We start from the raw sequence: 19,478 nt of genomic DNA, 5'->3' as shown, positions 1-19,478 counted from the left end.
GGGCGCGGGTACGGCAGGATGCTGCGCCATGGAGTCGTACACGATAGAGCCGATCGGCCGGGTCGAGTCGCCTCTCATCGACCGGGGCCAGGCGCCCAGGCAGGGTGACGAGGGCGCGCCGGAGGCGTGGCTGGTGTTCGAGGAGCGGGTGCTCGAAGGGCTGCGCGACCTGCGGGAGGGCGACGAGGTGATCGTGCTGACCTGGCTGGACCGGGCCAGCCGCGACGTCCTGTCCGTCCATCCGCGCGGTGACGCGAGCAGGCCCCGGCAGGGCGTCTTCAGCACCCGCTCGCCGGACCGGCCCAACCCCGTGGGGCTGCACCGGGTGGGCGTCGTCGCGGTCGAGGGGGCGCGGATGCGGGTGCGCGACCTGGAGGCGCTGGACGGCACGCCTATCGTGGACGTCAAGCCGGTGCTCGACCGCGACACCGAACGCTAGCCGCCGAACGGAGTGAGGCCGTGAGCCCAGCTCAGGCGCGGCGGCGGGCGCGGTAGGCGGCGACGTGCATGCGGTTGCCGCAGGTGCGGCTGTCGCAGTAGACGCGCGAGCGGTTGCGCGACTCGTCGACGAACACCCGGTCGCAGTCGGGCGCCGAGCAGGTGCGCAGCCGCTCCCACTCGCCCTCGACGAGCAGGTGGGCCAGCGCCACCCCGCAGTCGGCGGCCAGGTGCTCCGACAGCGTCGCGTCGGGCGCGAAGTAGTGGACGTGCAGCGGGTGGCCGTCGTGCTCGGTCAGCCGCGGCGTGATCCGCGTCTCGGAGAGCAGCGCGTTGAGCTGGCGCACGGCTGACGGCTGGTCGGGCGCGGTGAAGACCCGGTGGAACGCCTCCCGCACCAGCCGCACCTGGCCGAGGTCGCGCGGGGTGAGCGTGGTGATGCCGCTGACCTGCCGCGCCTCGACGAACGCCCGGAGCGTGGCGAGGTCGGCCAGCCGGTCATCGCCGCCGGTCGAGGGCGAGGTGTTGACCAGCTCGACGACCGTGGCCAGCGAGTGGACCATGTCATGGCCAAACGGCATGTTGACTCCTGTCTGGCGCCCATTCTAGCGTGGACGCAGCGTATCTCTAGTCTGCGCGTTCGGGGGTCATACGTGAGCGGACACCGCCGCATCGTGCTCGTCGCGATCGCCGGAGCGCTGATCATCTCGACCTCCGCCCCCCTCGTCAGGCTGGCCGACGTCTCACCCGCCACCTCGGCGTTCTTCCGGTGCGCGTACGCCGTGCCGCCCATGGCGGTCCTGGCCTGGCGCGAACGCCGCCGGCTCGGCCCGCTGGGGCGCCGGGCGACCGCCGTCGCGTGGGCGGCGGGCCTGCTGTTCGCCCTCGACCTGCTGTTCTGGCACCACACCATCGCCTACGTGGGCGCGGGCCTGGCCACCGTGCTGGGCAACCTCCAGGTCTTCATCGTGGCGTTCGCCGCCTGGGCGATCTTCCGCGAGCGGCCGTCGGGCCGGCTCATGGTCGCCACCCCGGTGGTGTTCGCCGGGGTCGCGCTCATCTCGGGCCTGTTCGACAGCGCCGCCTACGGCTCCGACCCGCTGCTCGGCGCGCTCGCCGGCACCGCCACCTCGATCTCGTACGCCGGGTTCCTGCTGCTGATGAAGGGCGGCTCCCAGCGGGCCGCCGGGCCTCTCGCGCACGCCACAGCCGTGGCCGCGCTCGCCATCGCGGCGCTGAGCCCGCTCTTCGGCGGGGCCGACCTCGTCCCGGCCTGGCCGGCGCACGGGTGGCTGCTGCTGCTCGCGCTCGGGCCGCAGGTGATCGGCTGGTCGCTCATCACGTACACGCTGCCGAGGCAGCCGGCCGCGCTCACCGCGCTGCTGCTGCTCGTGCAGCCCCTGACCACCGTGGCGCTGTCGGCGCTGATGCTCGGCGAGCGCCCGTCGCCGCTCCAGCTCGCCGGCTGCGGGGTGATCGTCCTCGGCGTCCTGTACGGCTCGCGCGGGGCTCAGCCGGCCCGCACGGCGGCCGAGCAGGACGCGCAGGTGCCGAAGACCTCGACCGTGTGAGTGATCTCGGTGAAGCCGTGCTCGCCGCCGACCGCCTCGGCCCAGCGCTCCACGGCCGGGCCCGCCACCTCGACGGTGTGACCGCAGCGGCGGCAGACCAGGTGGTGGTGATGGTCGCCGCTCGCGCACGCGCGGTAGACGGACTCGCCGTCGTCGGTGCGCAGCACGTCGACCTGACCGCCGTCGGCCAGCGCCTGGAGGGCGCGGTAGACGGTGGTCAGGCCGATCTTGGCGCCGTGCTGGCGCATCTCGGTGTAGACGTCCTGCGCGCTGCGGAACCCCTCGCTTCGGCGAAGAGTGTCGTGCACGGCATCGCGTCTCGTGCTCATGCAGCCTCCCTGACAGGCGTGGGCTCGTGCACGCCCGGCTCCCGGACACGGCCTCGGCGTACGAATCTACCGACACCGAGGGCCAGCACGAAGCCGCCGAGCGCGAGAAGGACGATCGCGGCGCCCGGCGGCACCCGCGACGACAGCGTGGAGGCCAGCAGGCCGCCCACGGCGACGACCACGCCGATCGTCATGGCCAGCGCCATCGTCGCCCGGAAGCCCCTCGTGAGCTGCTGGCTCGTGGCCACCGGGATCACCATGAGCGCGCTGACGAGCAGCAGCCCGACCACGCGCATGGCGATGACGACGGTCAGCGCCGCCGTGATCGCGATCACCAGGCTGAGGAAGCGCACCGGCAGGCCGCTGGCCCGGGCCATCTCCTCGTCCTGGCACAGGACGAACAGCTCCCTGCCGAAGATCACCACGACCGCGATGACCGCGACCGCCAGCGCGCCGATGACCCAGATGTCCTGGGTGGTGACGCTGGCGATGGCGCCGAACAGGTAGGAGTTCAGCTTGGCGTTGCTGCCGCCCGGCGCGATGCCCATGAGCATGACGCCGCCGGCGATGCCGCCGTAGAACAGCAGGGCCAGGGCCACGTCGCCGCTCGTCCGGCCGCGTGCCCGGACCAGCTCGATGGCGACGGCGCCCGCGACGGACACCACGACGGCCGTCAGCACCGGCGCGGTGTTCGTGAGGAACCCGAGCGCCACGCCGGTCAGCGCGACGTGCCCGATGCCGTCGCCGAGCAGCGCGAGCCGCCGTTGCACGATGAACGTGCCGACGGCGGGCGCGCACAGGCCCACCAGCAGCGCCGCGACCAGCGCGAGCTGGAAGAACTGCGTCCGCAGCAGCTCGATCATGCCTCTCCCTGCCAGTTCAGCGGCCCGGCGCCCGCGCCGCGCCCGAGGATCTCCGCCGCGCCGGGCTCGTCCGGCGCGTGCGGATGGACGTGCTCGTGTCCCGGGCGGGCGCACTCGCCCTCCGGCCGGGGCGGCGCCCCGTCGTGGGTGATCAGGCCGTCGCGCACCACGACGCCCCGGGTGATCAGCGGCTCCAGCGGGCCCAGCTCGTGGGCGACCAGCACGATCGTGCGTCCGCGCAGCACCAGCGTGGCGAGCGTGTCGGCCAGCAGGCGCTGCGTCTCGGCGTCGACGCCGGCCGTGGGCTCGTCCATGACGTACGTGTCGGGCTCGCCGGCCAGCGCGCGGGCGATGAGCACCCGCTGCTGCTGGCCGCCCGACAGGTGCTGCACGGGGTCGCCGGCCCGCGCGGTCAGGCCCACGGCCTCCAGTGCCTCCGCGACCGCCGTCCGGTCCGCCGCGCTCGTCCGGCGCAGCCGGCGCTGCCGCGCGATCCGCCCGGAGGCGACCACCTCGCGGACCGTGGCGGGCACGCCGCCGCCGACCTGGAGCCGCTGGGGGACGTAGCCGATGCGCCACCAGTCGCGGAAGCGGGCGGGCGGGCGGCCGTACAGGAGGGTCTGGCCGCCGGACAGCGGGATCAGGCCGAGCAGCGCCCGCACCAGCGTGGACTTGCCGGAGCCGTTGGTGCCCATGACCGCGACCACCTCGCCGGGACGGACCGTGAGGTCCACGCCCCGCAGGATGGGCCGCCGGTCCAGGGTGACCTTCCCGCCGGTCATCGCGAAGGCGCTCTCGCCCGCGCTCTTCACTCCCGTCTCGGTGGCGGTCTCGCTCATGGTCATGCTCCGCATCCCAGGGCCGTGCGCAGGGTGGTGAGGTTGGCCCGCATCGCGGACAGGTAGTCGCCGGACGGCTTGCTCTCCAGCGGGTCGAGCACCGCCGTCCGCGCCCCCACCTCGGAGGCCAGCACCTGCGCGACCTTCGGGTTGACCAGCGACTCGGTGAAGACGGTCGTCACCTTCTCCGTCTTCGCCAGCCGGGCGACCTCGGCCAGGCGGGCGGGGGAGGGCTCGGCGTCGGGGTCGAGGGTGATGCCGACCTGCTTGAGCCGGTAGCGGTCGGCCAGGTAGCCGAACGCCTCGTGGGCCGTCACCAGGGTCCGGGAGCGGCAGCTGGCCAGGCCCTGCGTGAACTCCTTGTCGAGCGCGCCGAGGGAGGCCGCGGTCGTGGCGGCGCGGTCCTTGTAGCCCTGCGCGTGCGCCGGGTCGGCGGCGGCCAGCCGCTCGCCGAGCCTGGTGGCGACCGTGGCCAGGCGGGCCGGGTCGAGCCAGAGGTGGGGGTCGTAGGAGACCTCGTGGTCGTGCTCCTCCGCCTCGCCCTCGTGACCGGCCTCGTCGTGACCGGCCTCCTCGTGGCCGGCGGGGAGGGTCTTGACGGCGGTGGCCGCGTCGAAGGCCTTGTCCGCATCGACGGCTTCGTCCACGGCGGGCTGCACGCCCTTGATGTAGACGATCAGGCTCGCGTCGCCCAGCTCCGCCATCTGGTGGGCGCCGAGCTCCAGGTCGTGCGGCTCGACGCCGGGGGCGGTCAGCACGCTCACGGCGGCGTCGGGGCCGCCGACCTGCTCGCTGAGCCACTGGAGGGGGTAGAAGGCCGCGACCACGGCAGGTTTGCCGCCGCCCGCGCCGCCTCCGGTCTCCGCCGAACCGGCTCCGCACGCGGTGGAGGTGAGGAGGGCGGCTCCGGCCAGCAAACCGACAGCGTACGAGCGGGACAATCCTGACATCATGTGAGCCAGTATGCGGCAAAATGAAAATGGTTGTCAAAATCTCCCGGCTTGCGAGGGAGCGCCGTCGCCTGGACTGAGGAGCGTCGGGAGCGTAGTGACCAGAGCGACGAGGGAAGGCGGCGGGAGTGAGCGACCGAGCCGCCGCACGGGGTGCGGCCATGGGCAGGTGAGGGAGCGGCGTCGGAGTGAGGCCGTAAGCGCGGGGATGCCGGACGGCGTCCGGGGGCAAGGGGCGCCGTCCGGTGGGCCGCGGGCGGCCCGCCGCAGGTAGTGGGTCCGTACCCGGGCATCCCGTCATCGCCCCGGTGGACGCGCCGGCAGAGCCGTCGCCGGTGCCCGGGGCGACGTGTTGGGGCATCACGTCACGGAGGTCGTGGGGGCGGGAGGTCGTTGAGCGCGGATCAGGGGGGGTGTGAGGCGGTGTTCGCCCGTGTAGACGTTCATCGAGGCGCCGCGAAGGAACCCGACGAGCGTCAGCCCCTCCTCGGCGGCCAGCTCGAGCCGATCCGCCTGAGCAGGACGAGCCCGTCGCGCCCGGCCTGCGGCACGGCGTCGGTCACTGGGGAGCCGGTCACCATGGAGTCGGTCACCGGGGCGCCGGTCACCAGCTTCCACCGCCTGGCGCCGGAGGTACGGGCCTTCAAGGTCGGGCACAACCGGCCGCGCTCGCGCGGCGACCGGGAGGAGCTGTTCGGCGGGCTCGGGGCGTCGTGGCGCGGCGCGATCGTCGGCGGCGAGCTGCTGGTGCGCTCCGCCACCGCCGGCGCCGACGGCGAACGCCTGCCGGGCAACTTCCCGCACTACGCGCTGCTGCCCCAGGACGCCGTCACAGGCCGTCCGGGAAGGCGCCGAAGCGGGTCGCCACCAAGAGCACCAGGAAGGTCAGCACGGCGACCCGTAGCAGCTTGCCGCCGGCCCCCAGCGACGGCCACGACAGGTACGCCAGCCAGCTCACGAAGAGGATCACCGGCAGCACGGCCACGCCGCCCAGCGGGCCGGCCACCGCGAACCCGGCCAGCAGCAGGACCACCAGCGCCGCGGGCGCCACCCAGCGGGGGACCTGCGTGAACAGGTACGTCATCGGCACGGCGCTGCGCCGCTCGACGGCCTTGCGCAGACCGGTCGCGCCCGGCGTGAAGAACTGCTCCCCCTGGGGAAGCGGGCGCTTGCTGTTCGGGGCCACAGCCAGAGCCTACGGCAGTCCGCGCCTCCGGCGGGTCCAAGCGCCTCTAATCTGGTCACGTGCTCGCCGTCATGCGCTACACCGTTCCCGAGTCCCAGTCCCAGGACTTCGTCAAGCAGGGCCACGCCATCCTCGACACCCTCGCCACCCAGCCCGGTTACCTGCGCGGCAGGCTCGCCCGATCCGTCGACGAGCCCAACCTGTGGGCCCTGGTCAGCGAATGGGAGGGCGCGGGCTTCTACCGCCGGGCCCTCTCGGCCGCCCGGATGGCGATGTATCCCCTGATGATCCTCATGGTCCACGAGCCCAGCGCGTTCGAGGACGTCTACACACAAGAGCGGGCGTAACCATACTCCCGCGCGAGGGGCCCGCCACGTCCCCTAAGCTGGGAGCTCATCCAACCCCTCGCCGACCTCCAGCCGGAAAGAGACCCAACCACATGGCACGCCGAACAGACGTCATGGACACCATCGTCAGCCTCGCCAAGCGCCGCGGGCTCGTCTACCCGTCGAGCGAGATCTACGGCGGTCTGCGTGCGTCGTGGGACTACGGTCCCCTGGGCGTGGAGCTGAAGAACAACGTCAAGCGCCAGTGGTGGCAGTCCATGGTGCAGGCGCGCGAGGACGTGGTGGGCCTCGACTCCTGCGTCATCCTGGCCCGCGAGGTCTGGCAGGCCAGCGGCCACGTCGAGACGTTCACCGACCCGCTCACCGAGTGCCAGTCGTGCCACAAGCGCTTCCGCGCCGACCACCTCGTCGAGGCGTACGAGGAGAAGAACGGCCGCGCCCCGGAGCACGGCCTGGCCGACGTCACCTGCCCCAACTGCGGCAACAAGGGCGCCTTCACCGACCCCCGGCAGTTCAGCGGCCTGCTCAAGACCTACCTCGGCCCGGTCGAGGACGAGTCCGGCCTGGCCTACCTGCGGCCCGAGACCGCGCAGGGCATCTTCATCAACTACCTCAACGTCCAGCAGTCGGCCCGCCGCAAGATCCCGTTCGGCATCGGCCAGATCGGCAAGTCGTTCCGCAACGAGATCACCCCGGGCAACTTCATCTTCCGCACCCGCGAGTTCGAGCAGATGGAGATGGAGTTCTTCGTCAAGCCCGGCACCGACGAGGAGTGGCACCAGTACTGGATCGACGAGCGCTTCCGCTGGTACTCCGACCTGGGCATCAACAAGGACAACCTCCGGCTCTACGAGCACCCCAAGGAGAAGCTGTCCCACTACTCCAAGCGCACCGTCGACGTGGAGTACCGCTTCAACTTCGCCGGCTCGGAGTGGGGCGAGCTGGAGGGCATCGCCAACCGCACCGACTTCGACCTGACCGCCCACTCCAAGGCGTCCGGCGTCGACCTCAGCTTCTTCGAGCAGGACACCGGTGAGCGCTACGTCCCCTACGTGATCGAGCCGGCCGCCGGCGTCGACCGGGCGACGCTCACCTTCCTGCTCGACGCCTACACCGAGGACGAGGCGCCCAACGCCAAGGGCGTCATGGAGAAGCGCACGGTCATGCGCCTCGACCACCGGCTCGCCCCGGTCAAGGTCGCGGTGCTGCCGCTGTCGCGCAACGCCGACCTGTCGCCCAAGGCGCGCGACCTGGCCGCGCAGCTGCGCCGCCGGTGGAACGTCGAGTTCGACGACGCGGGCGCCATCGGCCGCCGCTACCGCCGCCAGGACGAGATCGGCACGCCGTTCTGCGTCACCGTCGACTTCGACACCCTCGAGGACCACGCGGTGACGATCCGCGAGCGCGACACGATGGCCCAGGAGCGCATCAGCCTCGACCAGGTCCAGACCTACCTGCGCACCCACCTCAACGACTGAGGCGCGGCTTCTCACGACGCGGCCGGGCGGCTCCCAGCGAGCCCCCGGCCGCGGCCGTCTCCGCCTGCTCAGAGACGCGGGCCGGGGTTCTCGGGGCTACGGGCTGGGAGCGGGTCCTCAGGACCGCGGGCCGGGAGCGGGGTCCTCAGGGCCGCGGGCCGGACCAGGGCCCTCGGGGACTCGGGTGGGTGCGGGGCTCTCAGGACGGCGGCGGGCGCGGCGGTGGCACCAGGCCCGGGTGAGGGCGTAGGCCGCCGCCGGCAGCACGAACACCGCCGCCCGCAGCCCGTACACGATGCCCCGGTAGATCTCCTCCGTCGTCACCAGCGTCGGCTGCGGCGACCACGGGTCCGGCGGGATCACCGACACCCACGTCCCCGCCCACAGCACCGCGAAGAGGACGAGCACCGCCACGCCCAGCGCCGTGCGCCCCGGCGCCCGGGCGGGCCGGTCCAGCAGATGGTGCTCGCCCCGCTCGCCCGTCACCCGGCGCTCCGCGAACGGGTACACCAGCAGCGCCACGAAGAACACCGCGAGCGCCAGCGGCGGGAGCCACAGCCCGACCGGCAGCGTGTACGAGCCCAGCGTGACCTCCCACGGCGGCGCCAGCCGCAGCGCCCCCTCCAGCACCCCGGCGTACCAGAACGGCTGCGCCGACGGCGGCGGCGCCCCCGGATGGTAGGGCCCGTGGTGGCCCGCCCAGCCGGCGCCGACCGGGAAGAGCGTCGCCATCAGCGCGATCATCGCCGCCGCGGCCAGAGCCGTCCCCGCGCTCCGGGCCACGAAGGACGGGAAGAACGGCCCGCCGCTCACCCGCGACCCGGCGGCCGGAACGCCCGCCCCGCGCCGCTCGGTGTGCCCCTGCCGCCACGTCAGCACGAGCGCGTGCAGCGGTACGGCGGCCAGCAGCACCCCCGGCACCAGCAGCACGTGCGCCGTGAACAGCCGCGGCACCGCCTCCCCCGGGAAGTCGCCGCCGAAGAGCAGCCGCGACACGTACACCCCGGCGACCGGCACCGACAGCAGCAGCCCCTGCGCCTCCCGCAGCCCCGTGAACCCGAGCCGGTCGGCCGGCAGCGACACCCCGAGGAACGACTCCGCCAGCACCAGCCCGAAGATGACCACCCCGAGGATCCAGGCCGGCTCCCGCGGCCGGCGGAAGGCGCCGGTGAAGAACACCCGGCACAGGTGCGCCACGATCGCCAGCACGAACACGGTCGCCGACCAGTGGTGCAGCCCGCGCACCAGCAGCCCGCCGCGGACCTCCAGGCTGAGCCCCCGCACCGACGGGTGGGCGCCCCCGGCCGACGGCTCGTAGAACAGCGTCAGGAACGCCCCGGTCAGCACGAGCAGCGCGAACGCGTACAGCGCCAGCTCCCCGAGCAGGAACGACCAGTGCCCCGGGAAGAGCTTGCGCAGGGCGGGCCGCAGCCACCGGGCCGACCCCAGCCGCTCGTCCAGCCAGAGCGCGACGGCCCGCGCGGCGCGGGCGGCGCCCGGGCGAAGGACGGCCATGGGCGCCTCCTGGCAGGGGGATGCCGTGATTCTTCCCGCTTCCCGACTTTCCGAAGAATTGGTGTAAACCACTGGTATAAACCAATTTCCCGATCAACGGAATATTAATTGGATTAGACCGGTGACAGCCGGTCTACCAGGGGAAACGATGACTTAACCGATGAGTGCGGTTTCTTCATCTTTCTCGCCGGTAGAGTCCCCGGCAGAGGCGTCGATTGGAGCTGTGGTGGCCAAGTACGTTTACGACTTCACCGAGGGCAACAGAAATCTCAAGGACCTCCTCGGCGGCAAGGGGGCGAACCTGGCCGAGATGACCAATCTCGGTCTGCCCGTGCCCCCCGGGTTCACGATCACCACGGAGGCGTGCCGGTACTACCTCGCCGAGGGCAAGGTGCCCGACGGCCTCGGTGACGAGGTCGACCGGCACCTGGAGGCCCTGGAGCGGGCGATGGGCAGGAAGCTCGGCCAGACCGACGACCCGCTGCTCGTCAGCGTCCGCTCCGGCGCGAAGTTCTCCATGCCCGGCATGATGGAGACCGTCCTCAACATCGGCCTCAACGACGAGTCCGTCCACGGCCTGGCCAAGCAGGCCGGCGGCAACGAGCGCTTCGCCTGGGACTCCTACCGGCGGCTCATCCAGATGTTCGGCAAGACCGTGCTCGGCATCGACGGCGAGCACTTCGAGGGCGCCCTCGAAGCGCTCAAGGGCGACCGGCAGGACACCGACCTCGGCGCGGGCGAGCTCCAGGGGCTCGTCGAGACGTTCAAGGGCATCGTGCGCGAGCAGGCGGGCATGGAGTTCCCCGCCGACCCGCGCGAGCAGATGCGCCTGGCCGTCAAGGCGGTCTTCGACTCCTGGAACGCCCCGCGCGCCGTCCTGTACCGGCGCCAGGAGCGCATCCCCGCCGACCTCGGCACCGCGGTCAACATCGTGGCCATGGTCTTCGGCAACTGCGGCAACGACTCCGGCACCGGCGTCGCCTTCACCCGCGACCCCGGCTCGGGCCAGCAGGGCATCTACGGCGACTACCTGCAGAACGCCCAGGGCGAGGACGTCGTCGCCGGCATCCGCAACACGATCCCGTTGCAGGACCTGGAGCGCATCGACAAGCGCTCCTACGACGAGCTGCTCGAGATCATGGCCACCCTCGAGAACCACTACCGCGACCTGTGCGACATCGAGTTCACGATCGAGCGCGGCAAGCTGTGGATGCTGCAGACCCGCGTCGGCAAGCGCACCGCCGCCGCCGCGTTCTGCATCGCCACCCAGCTCGTCGACCAGGGCCTCATCACGATGGACGAGGCCGTCACCCGGGTCACGGGCGACCAGCTCGCCAAGCTGATGTTCCCGCGCTTCGACGCGGAGGCCGCCAAGAAGCGCATCGCCAAGGGCATGAACGCCTCGCCGGGCGCCGCCGTCGGCAAGGCTGTCTTCTCCTCCGAGCGCGCCGTCGAGCTGGCCGGCCAGGGCGAGGACGTCATCCTGGTGCGCCGCGAGACCAACCCCGACGACCTGTCCGGCATGATCGCCGCCCGGGGCATCCTCACCAGCCGCGGCGGCAAGACCTCGCACGCGGCCGTGGTCGCCCGCGGCATGGGCAAGACCTGCGTCTGCGGCGCCGAGGAGCTGGAGGTGTCGATCGAGGGCAAGCGGTTCACCGCTCCGGGCGGCGTCACCGTGTCCGAGGGCGACGTGATCTCCATCGACGGCAGCACCGGCGAGGTGTTCCTCGGCGAGGTGCCGGTGGTCGACTCCCCGGTGGTCGAGTACTTCGAGGGCAAGGACGTCGGCGACGACGACCTGGTCCGCGCCGTGGACCGCGTCATGCGGCACGCCGACGAGACCCGCGGCCTGCAGGTGCGGGCCAACGCCGACACCCCCGAGGACGCCGCCCGGGCCCGCCGCTTCGGCGCGCAGGGCATCGGCCTGTGCCGGACCGAGCACATGTTCCTCGGCGAGCGGCGCAAGCTGGTCGAGGACCTCGTGCTCGCCTCCGGCGAGCAGGAGCGGCAGGCGGCGCTCGACGCGCTGGAGCCGTTGCAGCGCGCCGACTTCGAGGGCATCTTCCAGGCGATGGACGGACTGCCCGTCACGATCCGCCTCATCGACCCGCCGCTGCACGAGTTCCTGCCCGACCTCACCGAGCTGTCGGTGCGCGTGGCGCTCGCCGACGCGGGCGCGGGCGAGGCGACGGACAAGGACCGCGAGCTGCTGGCCGCCGTCAAGCGGCTGCACGAGCAGAACCCCATGCTGGGCCTGCGCGGCGTACGGCTCGGCCTGGTGATCCCCGGCCTGTTCGCCATGCAGGTACGGGCCATCGCCCAGGCCGCCAAGGCGGTGCCCGGAGCCCGTCCGGAGATCATGATCCCGCTCACGGTGGCCGTGCAGGAGCTGGAGGCGGTCCGCGAGGAGGCCGCCGCGATCCTCGCCGAGGCCGGGGTGGACGCCCTCATCGGCACGATGATCGAGACGCCGCGGGCCGCGCTGACGGCCGGGCAGGTGGCCGAGGCCGCGCAGTTCTTCTCCTTCGGCACCAACGACCTGACCCAGATGACGTGGGGCTTCTCCCGCGACGACGTGGAGGCGGCGTTCTTCTCGCGCTACCTGGAGCTCGGCATCTTCGGGGTCTCGCCGTTCGAGACGCTGGACCGCGACGGTGTGGGCCGCCTGGTGCGCATCGCCGCGGAGGAGGGCCGCGCCGCCCGGCCGGACCTCAAGCTGGGCATCTGCGGCGAGCACGGCGGTGACCCCGACTCGGTGCACTTCTGCCACGAGGCCGGGCTCGACTACGTGTCCTGCTCGCCGTTCCGCATCCCGGTGGCCCGCCTGGAGGCGGGGCGGGCCGCGCTCAGCCAGAACGACTCCGACACCCGCTGACCCGCCCCCGGCCGGCCCTCCCACCCGGGACGGCCGGCCGGCGAGGCCCTCCCCGCGACGCGGGAGGGCCGGTCAGGCGGGCAGACCCGGCGCGTGCCGGTCCTCCTCGGGGACCGGCACGTAGTCGTGCCGCACCCCGTGGTCGCCCAGCCACTTGCGCAGGCCCGCCACGGCCGGCGGGTTGGCCGCCACCTGGGCCGCGTACTCGGCCAGGGCGACCTCCTCGCCGTCGTCGTAGACCAGCCGCGCCGGGCCCGACCACGACAGCTTCCACCGGGCCTGGCCGTGCTCGATGAGCACCCCCTCCAGCGCCTGGCCGAGCACCCCGGCCAGCATCGTGGGGGAGGGGCTCCAGCCCAGCTCGGTCAGCCGCGCCGCCAGCTCCTCCTGCCGGCCCCGGGCGATCGCCTCGAACGCCGCGTCCAGGTACGGCCGGGCCGCCCCCACCACCCGCTGGCCCGCCACGGCCAGGTCGTGCAGCGCCTCGGCGTTGCGCGCGGCGTACATGCCCCGCTCGACCAGGTCCTCCCACGAGGCCGGCCGCAGCGTCGCCAGCGCCTCTGCCGTCCACATGGACTGCTCCACCGCCTGCGCCGCCACGCCGGGGTCGCGCAGCAGCGTCAGCGCCGGCCGCGGGTCGGGCACGTGCGGCGGCTCCGGCAGCCGCTCCACCGCGGCCAGCCGCTCGGCCAGGCTCGGGTGCGAGTCGTACGGCGAGGTCTCCTCCGGCCGCGCGGCCAGCTCGGCGACCTCCGCCTGCCGCGCCGGGTCGTTCATGAGCGCGTGGAAGCCGTTGAAGACCGACGCCGGGCGCAGGCCGCCCGCGCCGGTCAGCGACAGGTAGCTGCCCACGTAGACGTCCCAGGCGGCGGCCGTGCCGTGGATCTTGCGCAGCGCCTCGGCCATGGCCCGCCGGCCGCCGATGGCGACCGCCAGCTCGTCGGCCTCCAGCTCCTGCCGCCGCGAGACGGCCTGCGAGACCCGCAGGTAGAGCTTGGCGTACGCGGAGAACACCCGCTGGATGACCGGATGCCCGTCGAGCCCCTGCACGGTGGCGATGAGCGAGACCCGGCCCCGGTAGACCGGCGCGCCCAGCCGGGTGTGCGCGCCGCTGTAGTGGCCCAGCTCGTGCCCGAGCACGGCCCGCATCTCGTCCACGGTCAGCGTCTGCAGCAGCGGCAGGCCGATGAACATGCGCCGCCTGACCGCCTTCAGGCCGAGGAAGCGGGTGTCCTCGGCCACGGCCGCGTTCACCTCCGGCACCAGGCGGATCTCGGCGGGCGGGGCGGTGCGCACCCGCTGGGCGAGGTCCTCGACCGTCTGCCAGAGCGCCGGCTCCTGCTCGCGGGTCACGGCCACGCCGGGCTCCTCGCCGCCCTTCGTCCGGCTCACCATGATCAGCGCCCGGACGAGCGCCGCGGCGGCCAGGGTCAGGACGATCGCGGCCTTGAGGGCGTTGACGTGGAAGTCGACGATCAGCAGCACGTCGAGGAAGACGGCGGCGCCGACGAACAGGCCGACCAGCACGTAGAACCCTGCGAGCAGGGTGAAGGCCAGCACGGCACGGAACGCAGTGGTCATGGGGGAGGGCTCCCGGGGAAGGGGGTTCTCGCGAAACTTGACACTAGCGGAGTCCGGAAAGTGGATAAAATCACTGCACTTATGGCCCGCTACGACGACCACGACCAGGCACGCTGGGTGCCCGAGCCGCCCGGCAACCCCGAGCGTGGCGCCTTCGAACGCGACCGCGCGCGGGTGCTGCACAGCTCCGCGCTGCGCCGCCTGGCCGCCAAGACGCAGGTGGTGGGGCCGTTCGAGGCCGTCGGCGCCGGCCAGCACATCCCGCGCACGCGGCTCACCCACTCCCTGGAGTGCGGGCAGGTCGGCAGGGAGATGGGCGCCGTCCTCGGCGTCGACCCCGACCTGGTCGAGACCGCCTGCCTGGCCCACGACCTCGGCCACCCGCCGTTCGGCCACAACGGCGAGGTCGCGCTCAACGAGCTGGCCGCCGGCTGCGGCGGCTTCGAGGGCAACGCGCAGAGCCTGCGCCTGCTGACCCGCCTGGAGGCCAAGGTCCTCACCGAGGACGGCCACAGCGCCGGCCTCAACCTGACCCGGGCCGCGCTCGACGCCTCGATCAAGTACCCGTGGACCCGCGAGGCGGGGCCGAAGTTCGGCGTCTACGACGACGACCTGCCCGTCTTCGAGTGGATCAGGGACGGCGCGCCGCCGCGCCGGGTCAGCTTCGAGGCGCAGATCATGGACTGGTCCGACGACGTCGCCTACTCCGTCCACGACCTGGAGGACGCGCTGCACTCCGGCCACGTCACGCCCGAGGCGCTGCGCTCGCCGGAGGAGCGGCGGCAGGTGTGCGAGCTGGCCCGCGCCTGGTACGCCCCCGACGCCGACTGCGCCGAGCTGGAGGAGGTCTTCGGCCGGCTGATCGCCGACCCGCTGTGGCCGCGCGGCTTCGCCGCCACCCTCGCCGACCTGGCCGGGCTCAAGGCGCTCACCAGCGGCCTCATCGGCCGGTTCTGCCGCTCCGCGCAGACCGCCACCAAGGAGGCGTACGGCATGCGCCACCGGGTCGAGCTGGTCGTGCCCCGCTCCACCAAGCTGGAGTGCGCCGTGCTCAAGGGCATCACCGCCCACTACGTGATGACCACCGAGGACCACCACGCCAACCAGGCCAGGCAGCGCGAGCTCATCAAGGAGCTGGCCGTCCTCATCACGCTCGGCGCGCCCGGCACCCTGGAGCCCGCCTTCCGGCCCGCGTTCCTCGCCGCCTCGGGCGACGCCGCCCGCACCCGCGTGGTCATCGACCAGATCGCCTCGCTCACCGACACCTCCGCCGTCGCCTGGCACCGCCGCCTGTCCGGCTGAGAGACTGCGGCCATGGCCACATATGTGATCGTCGGCGCCGGCCTCGCGGGGGCCAAGGCCGCGCAGACGTTGCGCGAGGAGGGCTTCGACGGGGAGATCGTCCTCGTCGGAGCCGAGAACGAGCGCCCCTACGAGCGCCCGCCCCTGTCCAAGGGCTACCTCCAGGGCAAGAGCGAGCGCGAGAAGATCTACGTCCACCCCGAGCAGTGGTACACCGACAACGCCGTCGAACTGCTGCTCGGCACCCCGGTCACCCGGATCGAGCCCGGGGAGCACGCCGTCGGGCTCGCCGACGGCTCCCGCCGGGCGTACGACAAGCTGCTCATCGCGACCGGGGCGACGCCGAAGCGGCTGCCCGGACCCGCCCTCTACCTGCGCACCGCCGGGGACAGCGACGCGCTCAAGCGGAGCCTGGCCGAGGTGGGCGCGGCGGGCGGCCGGGTCGTCGTCGTGGGCGGCGGCTGGATCGGCCTGGAGACCGCCGCCGCGGCCCGCCTGGCGGGCTGCGAGGTCACGGTCGTCGAGCCGGGCCCCACGCCGCTGCACCGCGTCCTCGGGCCCGAGCTGGGCGAGGTGTTCGCCGGCCTGCACCGCCGCAACGGCGTGGACCTGCGCCTCGGCGCCGGCGCGGCGGAGCTCGCCGAGGACGGCGTGCGGCTGACCACCGGGGAGCGGCTGAACGCCGACCTCGTCGTGGCGGGCGTCGGCGTCACCCCGGAGGTCGGGCTCGCCCGTGAGGCGGGGCTGGAGGTGGGCCACGGCGTCCTCACCGACGCCTCGCTGCGCGCCTCCCACCCCGACGTGTACGCGGCGGGCGACGTCGCCGAGCCGTTCAACCCCCTGTACGGCCGGCGGCTGCACGTCGAGCACTGGGCCAACGCCCTCAACGGCGGCCCGGCCGCGGCCCGCGCCATGCTCGGCCAGGAGGTCGTCTACGACCGGGTGCCGTACTTCTTCACCGACCAGTTCGACCTGGGCATGGAGTTCTCCGGCGACACCACGGGCTACGACGAGGTCGTCTTCAGCGGGTCCGTGGACGACCTCGAGTTCGTCGCGTACTGGCTGCGCCAGGGCCGGGTGGTGGCCGGCATGAACGTCAACGTCTGGGACGTCGTCGGGGGCATCCAGGACCGCATCCGCTCCGGCGAGGTCGCCGACCCCAAGGAGCTGGCCTCGGGCTGACGGCCGCCGCCGGAGGGCGGCTCAGGTCGGGTTGACCGTGATCGTGATCACCGGGTCCGGCGTCTCGCGCGGCTCGCGCTTCTTCTTGACCGGCTTCTTCGAGGCGCACTGCACCTGGCAGCGGGGCGTCTCGCCGAGCCGGGCCCGGGTGGCCATGGTCTCCTCGCGCGGGGAGAGCGTCCGGTTGCCCGACAGCCACGCGTCGAGGTACCGCCAGGGGTTGACCATGCCGCGCCGCACCCACCAGGCCGACGAGCCGGTCTTCCACGAGATCGCGAAGTACAGGTTGGACCCCTGCGTGCGGGCGTTGCCGGAGGCGCCGACCCGGCCGAGCGCCTGCCCCGCCGTCACCCGCACCCCGGGCCTGATGCCGGCGGCCACCGAGTCGAGGTGGCCGCCGAGGTAGCGGACGCCGTCGTCGCCGACGACCGTGACGAAGCGGCCCTCCCGGTCCTGGCCCCGGTCGGTGGCCGCGCTCCACCGGTCGCTGGTGCTCACCTCGTCCACGACGCCGTTCGCGGGCGAGACGAACGTGCACCCCTTGCCCGCCCAGATCGTCGTCTTCGGCAGCACGAGCAGCTGACGCTGGTAGCTGACCTGGCAGCCGGTCACGGGGAAGGCGTAGGTGAAGTCGGACAGCCGCGGCGGCGGCACGTTGACCGGCGACTTGCCCTTCGGCGCCTGCACCGACGCCTCCGTCGTGGCGTCCGGGCCGGGGATGGTCCCGGTGACGACGGGCGTCGGCCCGGTCGCGGCCGGCGGTACGGTCTCGGGCGACTGGGCGCTGACCCCCGCCACCCCGGTCGACTGGGCGCAGGCGCCGGTCAGCAGCAGTGCGCCCGCCACGGCGGCCCAACGTCCCAGAAGCCCCGATCGCATGATCTCCACCCGCGTCACCGTATCCACCCCGCGCTTTACCTTTGTAGCCGACGTGGACAACAGGCTGGACACGTTTTCCGCATTCCGGGCGCTGAGGTGATATCACCCTTCCCATCACCTCAAACCGGACTCAGCGCGGTCGCCGGGGTGGGGTCTGTCCGCCGGTCGCAATAGACTCACCGGCGTGGCTGGCCGCATCCGTGACGTCGACATCGCGCTCGTACGCGAGCGATCGCCCATCGCCGAGGTGATCGGCGAGCACATCCAGTTGCGCAACGCCGGCGGCGGCAACCTCAAGGGCCTGTGTCCCTTCCACGACGAGAAGACCCCGTCGTTCAACGTCACCCCCGAGCGCGGCATGTACTTCTGCTTCGGCTGCTCCGAGGGCGGGGACGTGATCACGTTCGTGGAGCGGATCGAGCACCTGACATTCGGCGAGGCCGTCGAGCGGCTGGCGCAGCGGGCCGGGATCCAGCTCCAGTACGAGCAGGGCGGCTACGTGCCGCGGCGCGACCACGGCGAGCGGGCGCGGCTCATCGAGGCGCACCGCGCCGCCGCCGAGTTCTACGCCGCCAAGCTCATGAGCCCCGACGCGGCGCCCGGGCGGCGCTTCCTGTCCGAGCGCGGCTTCGAGCGGGCCGACGCCGAGGCGTTCGGCGTGGGCTACGCGCCCGCCGAGTGGGAGGCGCTGGCCCGCCACCTCATGGGGCGCGGGTTCACCGCCGAGGAGCTGATCAAGGGCGGGCTGGTCAGGGAGGGCCGCCGGGGGCCGATCGACCGGTTCCGCGGGCGGCTCGTCTGGCCGATCCGCGACGCGACGGGCGACGTCATCGGGTTCGGCGCGCGCAAGCTGCTCGACTCCGACGACGGGCCGAAGTACCTCAACACCCCCGACTCGCCGCTGTACAAGAAGAGCCAGGTCCTCTACGGCATCGACCTGGCCAAGCGGGAGATCTCCAAGCGCTCCCAGGCGGTGATCGTCGAGGGCTACACCGACGTGATGGCCTGCCACCTGGCCGGGGTGCCGACGGCCGTGGCCACCTGCGGCACCTCGTTCGGCGAGGAGCACATCAAGGTGCTGCGGCGCTTCCTGCTCGACCAGGCCGAGTTCCGCGGCGAGGTGATCTTCACCTTCGACGGCGACGCCGCCGGGCAGAAGGCCGCCCTGCGGGCGTTCGCCGACGAGCAGAAGTTCGTCACCCAGACCTACGTGGCCGTGCAGCCCGACGGGCTCGACCCGTGCGACCTGCGGGTCAAGCAGGGCGACGCGGCCGTGCGCGACCTGATCGCCGGCCGCGAGCCGCTGTTCCAGTTCGCCATCCGCAGCACGATCGCCCGCTACGACCTGCGCAGCAACGAGGGCAAGATCGCGGCACTCGACGCGGCGGCGCCGATCGTGGCCGGCATCAAGGACCCCGGCCTGCGCAAGCGCTACGCCATCGACCTCGACCGGTGGCTGGGCTTCATGGACGAGCGGTTCGTCATGCAGCGCATCGCCGAGGTGGGCAACGCCCAGGCGGGCCGTCCCCAGCGCGCGCCGCGACCCGCGCCGGTCGACCCGCACACCCGGGTGGAGGCCGAGCTGCTCAAGCTGGCCGTGCAGCGTCCGGCGCTGCTCGGGCCGCGCTTCGACGCGCTCGACCCGCAGGCGTTCACCGTGGCCGACCACGTGACGCTGCGCCAGGTGATCGCGGCGGCGGGCGGCACGGCGACGGCCGGGCACGGCGGGCGCGGGTGGGTCGACCGCCTGCTGGAGCAGGCGCCGGACGAGGCGGCGCGGGTGCTGGTGACCCGGTTCGCGGTGGAGGCGATCCAGGCCGACGCGCACGTCGAGGAGCGTTACGGCGCCGCCATGCTGGCGGCCATCGAGGCCATCGCGGTCGACCGGGCCATCGCCCAGGTCAAGTCCCGCATCCAGCGCCTCAACCCGGTGGACGAGCAGCAGGAGTACAACAAGCTGTTCGGCGAGCTGGTGGCGCTGGAGCAGCAGCGGCGGGTGCTGAGGGAACGCGCCGCCGGAAGCTGAGGCGGCGCCGCCGCGCGTTCGGAGAACGCGTATGGCATGGATCGGCACAAAGCCGAGCTGTTGTGAAGGAAAGTGTTATTCGCATCAGTCGTCCGCACATCCGGCATGCCGGGC

At 72.9% G+C, this 19,478-nt stretch carries 17 protein-coding genes and 2 pseudogenes; 9 read left to right on the top strand and 10 right to left on the bottom strand.

The genetic code is table 11. From position 1 onward, the window contains the following. The first annotated feature begins 28 nt into the window (after positions 1-28). Positions 29-439 (top strand): tRNA (N6-threonylcarbamoyladenosine(37)-N6)-methyltransferase TrmO, encoded by a 411-nt coding sequence (gene tsaA / locus HT134_RS09225; protein WP_175599713.1) that lies wholly within the window; start codon positions 29-31, stop codon positions 437-439. A 31-nt stretch (positions 440-470) separates the two neighbouring features. Here the strand turns inward: tsaA and HT134_RS09220 are convergent, their stop codons facing one another. Then, a complete protein-coding gene (locus HT134_RS09220) occupies positions 471-1,019 on the bottom strand; it encodes a CGNR zinc finger domain-containing protein (protein WP_175599712.1) in 549 nt (182 codons plus the stop codon). Positions 1,020-1,091: 72 nt separating this feature from the next. Here HT134_RS09220 and HT134_RS09215 point away from each other — a divergent pair, with 72 nt between their 5' ends. Then, the gene (locus HT134_RS09215) at positions 1,092-2,009 is read left to right on the top strand and encodes a DMT family transporter (RefSeq protein WP_312888044.1); all 918 of its coding nucleotides are present in this window, start codon (positions 1,092-1,094) and stop codon (positions 2,007-2,009) included. On the opposite strand, the gene HT134_RS09210 is transcribed toward HT134_RS09215, so the two are convergent. From HT134_RS09210 to HT134_RS09190, 5 genes and pseudogenes are all read right to left on the bottom strand, one after another. Then, positions 1,949-2,338, bottom strand: a complete 390-nt coding sequence (locus HT134_RS09210; protein ID WP_175599710.1) for a Fur family transcriptional regulator — start codon at positions 2,336-2,338, stop codon at positions 1,949-1,951. The two genes, HT134_RS09215 and HT134_RS09210, sit on opposite strands and share 61 nt — an antisense overlap. Beyond that, a complete protein-coding gene (locus tag HT134_RS09205; RefSeq protein ID WP_175599709.1) occupies positions 2,335-3,201 on the bottom strand; it encodes a metal ABC transporter permease in 867 nt (288 codons plus the stop codon). Before HT134_RS09205 ends, HT134_RS09210 begins: the two co-directional genes overlap by 4 nt. Continuing rightward, positions 3,198-4,040 (bottom strand): metal ABC transporter ATP-binding protein, encoded by an 843-nt coding sequence (locus HT134_RS09200; RefSeq protein WP_217707252.1) that lies wholly within the window; start codon positions 4,038-4,040, stop codon positions 3,198-3,200. The genes HT134_RS09205 and HT134_RS09200 overlap by 4 nt, the downstream gene beginning before the upstream one ends. A gap of 2 nt (positions 4,041-4,042) precedes the next feature. After that, the gene (locus HT134_RS09195; protein WP_246363596.1) at positions 4,043-4,957 is read right to left on the bottom strand and encodes a metal ABC transporter substrate-binding protein; all 915 of its coding nucleotides are present in this window, start codon (positions 4,955-4,957) and stop codon (positions 4,043-4,045) included. Positions 4,958-5,350: 393 nt separating this feature from the next. After that, positions 5,351-5,494, bottom strand: a pseudogene (locus tag HT134_RS09190) (formate dehydrogenase accessory sulfurtransferase FdhD); the annotation flags it as partial. 114 nt (positions 5,495-5,608) lie between these two features. Here HT134_RS09190 and HT134_RS45365 point away from each other — a divergent pair. Next, positions 5,609-5,812: pseudogene (locus HT134_RS45365) on the top strand (aldehyde dehydrogenase family protein); the annotation flags it as partial. Positions 5,813-5,819: 7 nt separating this feature from the next. On the opposite strand, the gene HT134_RS09180 reads toward HT134_RS45365, so the two are convergent. Then, complete coding sequence (locus HT134_RS09180) at positions 5,820-6,176, bottom strand: DUF6703 family protein (RefSeq protein ID WP_175599708.1); 357 nt, start codon at positions 6,174-6,176, stop codon at positions 5,820-5,822. Between the two features lie 59 nt (positions 6,177-6,235). On the opposite strand from HT134_RS09180, the gene HT134_RS09175 reads away from it, so the two are divergent. Both HT134_RS09175 and HT134_RS09170 read left to right on the top strand, forming a co-directional pair. After that, a complete protein-coding gene (locus tag HT134_RS09175) occupies positions 6,236-6,523 on the top strand; it encodes an antibiotic biosynthesis monooxygenase family protein (protein ID WP_175589137.1) in 288 nt (95 codons plus the stop codon). Between the two features lie 92 nt (positions 6,524-6,615). Further along, positions 6,616-8,001 carry a glycine--tRNA ligase gene (locus tag HT134_RS09170; protein WP_175599707.1) on the top strand — a complete coding sequence of 462 codons (1,386 nt, stop codon included), beginning with the start codon at positions 6,616-6,618 and terminating at the stop codon, positions 7,999-8,001. 117 nt (positions 8,002-8,118) lie between these two features. On the opposite strand, the gene HT134_RS09165 is transcribed toward HT134_RS09170, so the two are convergent. Beyond that, positions 8,119-9,516 (bottom strand): cytochrome b, encoded by a 1,398-nt coding sequence (locus HT134_RS09165; RefSeq protein ID WP_175599706.1) that lies wholly within the window; start codon positions 9,514-9,516, stop codon positions 8,119-8,121. 226 nt (positions 9,517-9,742) lie between these two features. Between HT134_RS09165 and ppdK the strand changes: the two genes are divergently transcribed. Continuing rightward, positions 9,743-12,394 carry a pyruvate, phosphate dikinase gene (gene ppdK, locus HT134_RS09160; RefSeq protein WP_175599705.1) on the top strand — a complete coding sequence of 884 codons (2,652 nt, stop codon included), beginning with the start codon at positions 9,743-9,745 and terminating at the stop codon, positions 12,392-12,394. Positions 12,395-12,466: 72 nt separating this feature from the next. Here ppdK and HT134_RS09155 read toward each other — a convergent pair whose 3' ends face one another. Beyond that, positions 12,467-13,975 carry a M48 family metallopeptidase gene (locus tag HT134_RS09155; protein WP_175599704.1) on the bottom strand — a complete coding sequence of 503 codons (1,509 nt, stop codon included), beginning with the start codon at positions 13,973-13,975 and terminating at the stop codon, positions 12,467-12,469. 81 nt (positions 13,976-14,056) lie between these two features. Between HT134_RS09155 and HT134_RS09150 the strand changes: the two genes are divergently transcribed. Continuing rightward, complete coding sequence (locus tag HT134_RS09150; RefSeq protein WP_175599703.1) at positions 14,057-15,277, top strand: deoxyguanosinetriphosphate triphosphohydrolase; 1,221 nt, start codon at positions 14,057-14,059, stop codon at positions 15,275-15,277. A 12-nt stretch (positions 15,278-15,289) separates the two neighbouring features. Further along, positions 15,290-16,459, top strand: coding sequence for an NAD(P)/FAD-dependent oxidoreductase (locus HT134_RS09145; protein WP_175599702.1), 1,170 nt, complete (start codon positions 15,290-15,292; stop codon positions 16,457-16,459). Between the two features lie 21 nt (positions 16,460-16,480). Here HT134_RS09145 and HT134_RS09140 read toward each other — a convergent pair whose 3' ends face one another. Continuing rightward, the gene (locus tag HT134_RS09140) at positions 16,481-17,338 is read right to left on the bottom strand and encodes a M23 family metallopeptidase (RefSeq protein WP_175600242.1); all 858 of its coding nucleotides are present in this window, start codon (positions 17,336-17,338) and stop codon (positions 16,481-16,483) included. A gap of 184 nt (positions 17,339-17,522) precedes the next feature. Between HT134_RS09140 and dnaG the strand changes: the two genes are divergently transcribed. Continuing rightward, positions 17,523-19,364 carry a DNA primase gene (gene dnaG / locus HT134_RS09135; RefSeq protein ID WP_175599701.1) on the top strand — a complete coding sequence of 614 codons (1,842 nt, stop codon included), beginning with the start codon at positions 17,523-17,525 and terminating at the stop codon, positions 19,362-19,364. Positions 19,365-19,478 lie beyond the last annotated feature (114 nt).

Source organism: Nonomuraea rhodomycinica (assembly GCF_013363995.1).
In the GTDB taxonomy this organism is placed as follows: Bacteria; Actinomycetota; Actinomycetes; order Streptosporangiales; family Streptosporangiaceae; genus Nonomuraea; species Nonomuraea rhodomycinica.
The sequence above is the reverse complement of the archived record's forward strand: the minus strand, read 5'-3'. Positions and strand labels throughout refer to the sequence as shown.

Coding starts and splice junctions, on each gene's coding strand:
- HT134_RS09205 (WP_175599709.1), bottom strand. CDS start 3,201: ATGATCGAGCTGCTGCGGACGCAGTTCTTCCAGCTCGCGCTGGTCGCG.
- HT134_RS09150 (WP_175599703.1), top strand. CDS start 14,057: ATGGCCCGCTACGACGACCACGACCAGGCACGCTGGGTGCCCGAGCCG.
- HT134_RS09165 (WP_175599706.1), bottom strand. CDS start 9,516: ATGGCCGTCCTTCGCCCGGGCGCCGCCCGCGCCGCGCGGGCCGTCGCG.
- HT134_RS09145 (WP_175599702.1), top strand. CDS start 15,290: ATGGCCACATATGTGATCGTCGGCGCCGGCCTCGCGGGGGCCAAGGCC.
- HT134_RS09170 (WP_175599707.1), top strand. CDS start 6,616: ATGGCACGCCGAACAGACGTCATGGACACCATCGTCAGCCTCGCCAAG.
- tsaA (WP_175599713.1), top strand. CDS start 29: ATGGAGTCGTACACGATAGAGCCGATCGGCCGGGTCGAGTCGCCTCTC.
- HT134_RS09140 (WP_175600242.1), bottom strand. CDS start 17,338: ATGCGATCGGGGCTTCTGGGACGTTGGGCCGCCGTGGCGGGCGCACTG.
- HT134_RS09220 (WP_175599712.1), bottom strand. CDS start 1,019: ATGCCGTTTGGCCATGACATGGTCCACTCGCTGGCCACGGTCGTCGAG.
- HT134_RS09155 (WP_175599704.1), bottom strand. CDS start 13,975: ATGACCACTGCGTTCCGTGCCGTGCTGGCCTTCACCCTGCTCGCAGGG.
- HT134_RS09210 (WP_175599710.1), bottom strand. CDS start 2,338: ATGAGCACGAGACGCGATGCCGTGCACGACACTCTTCGCCGAAGCGAG.
- HT134_RS09200 (WP_217707252.1), bottom strand. CDS start 4,040: ATGAGCGAGACCGCCACCGAGACGGGAGTGAAGAGCGCGGGCGAGAGC.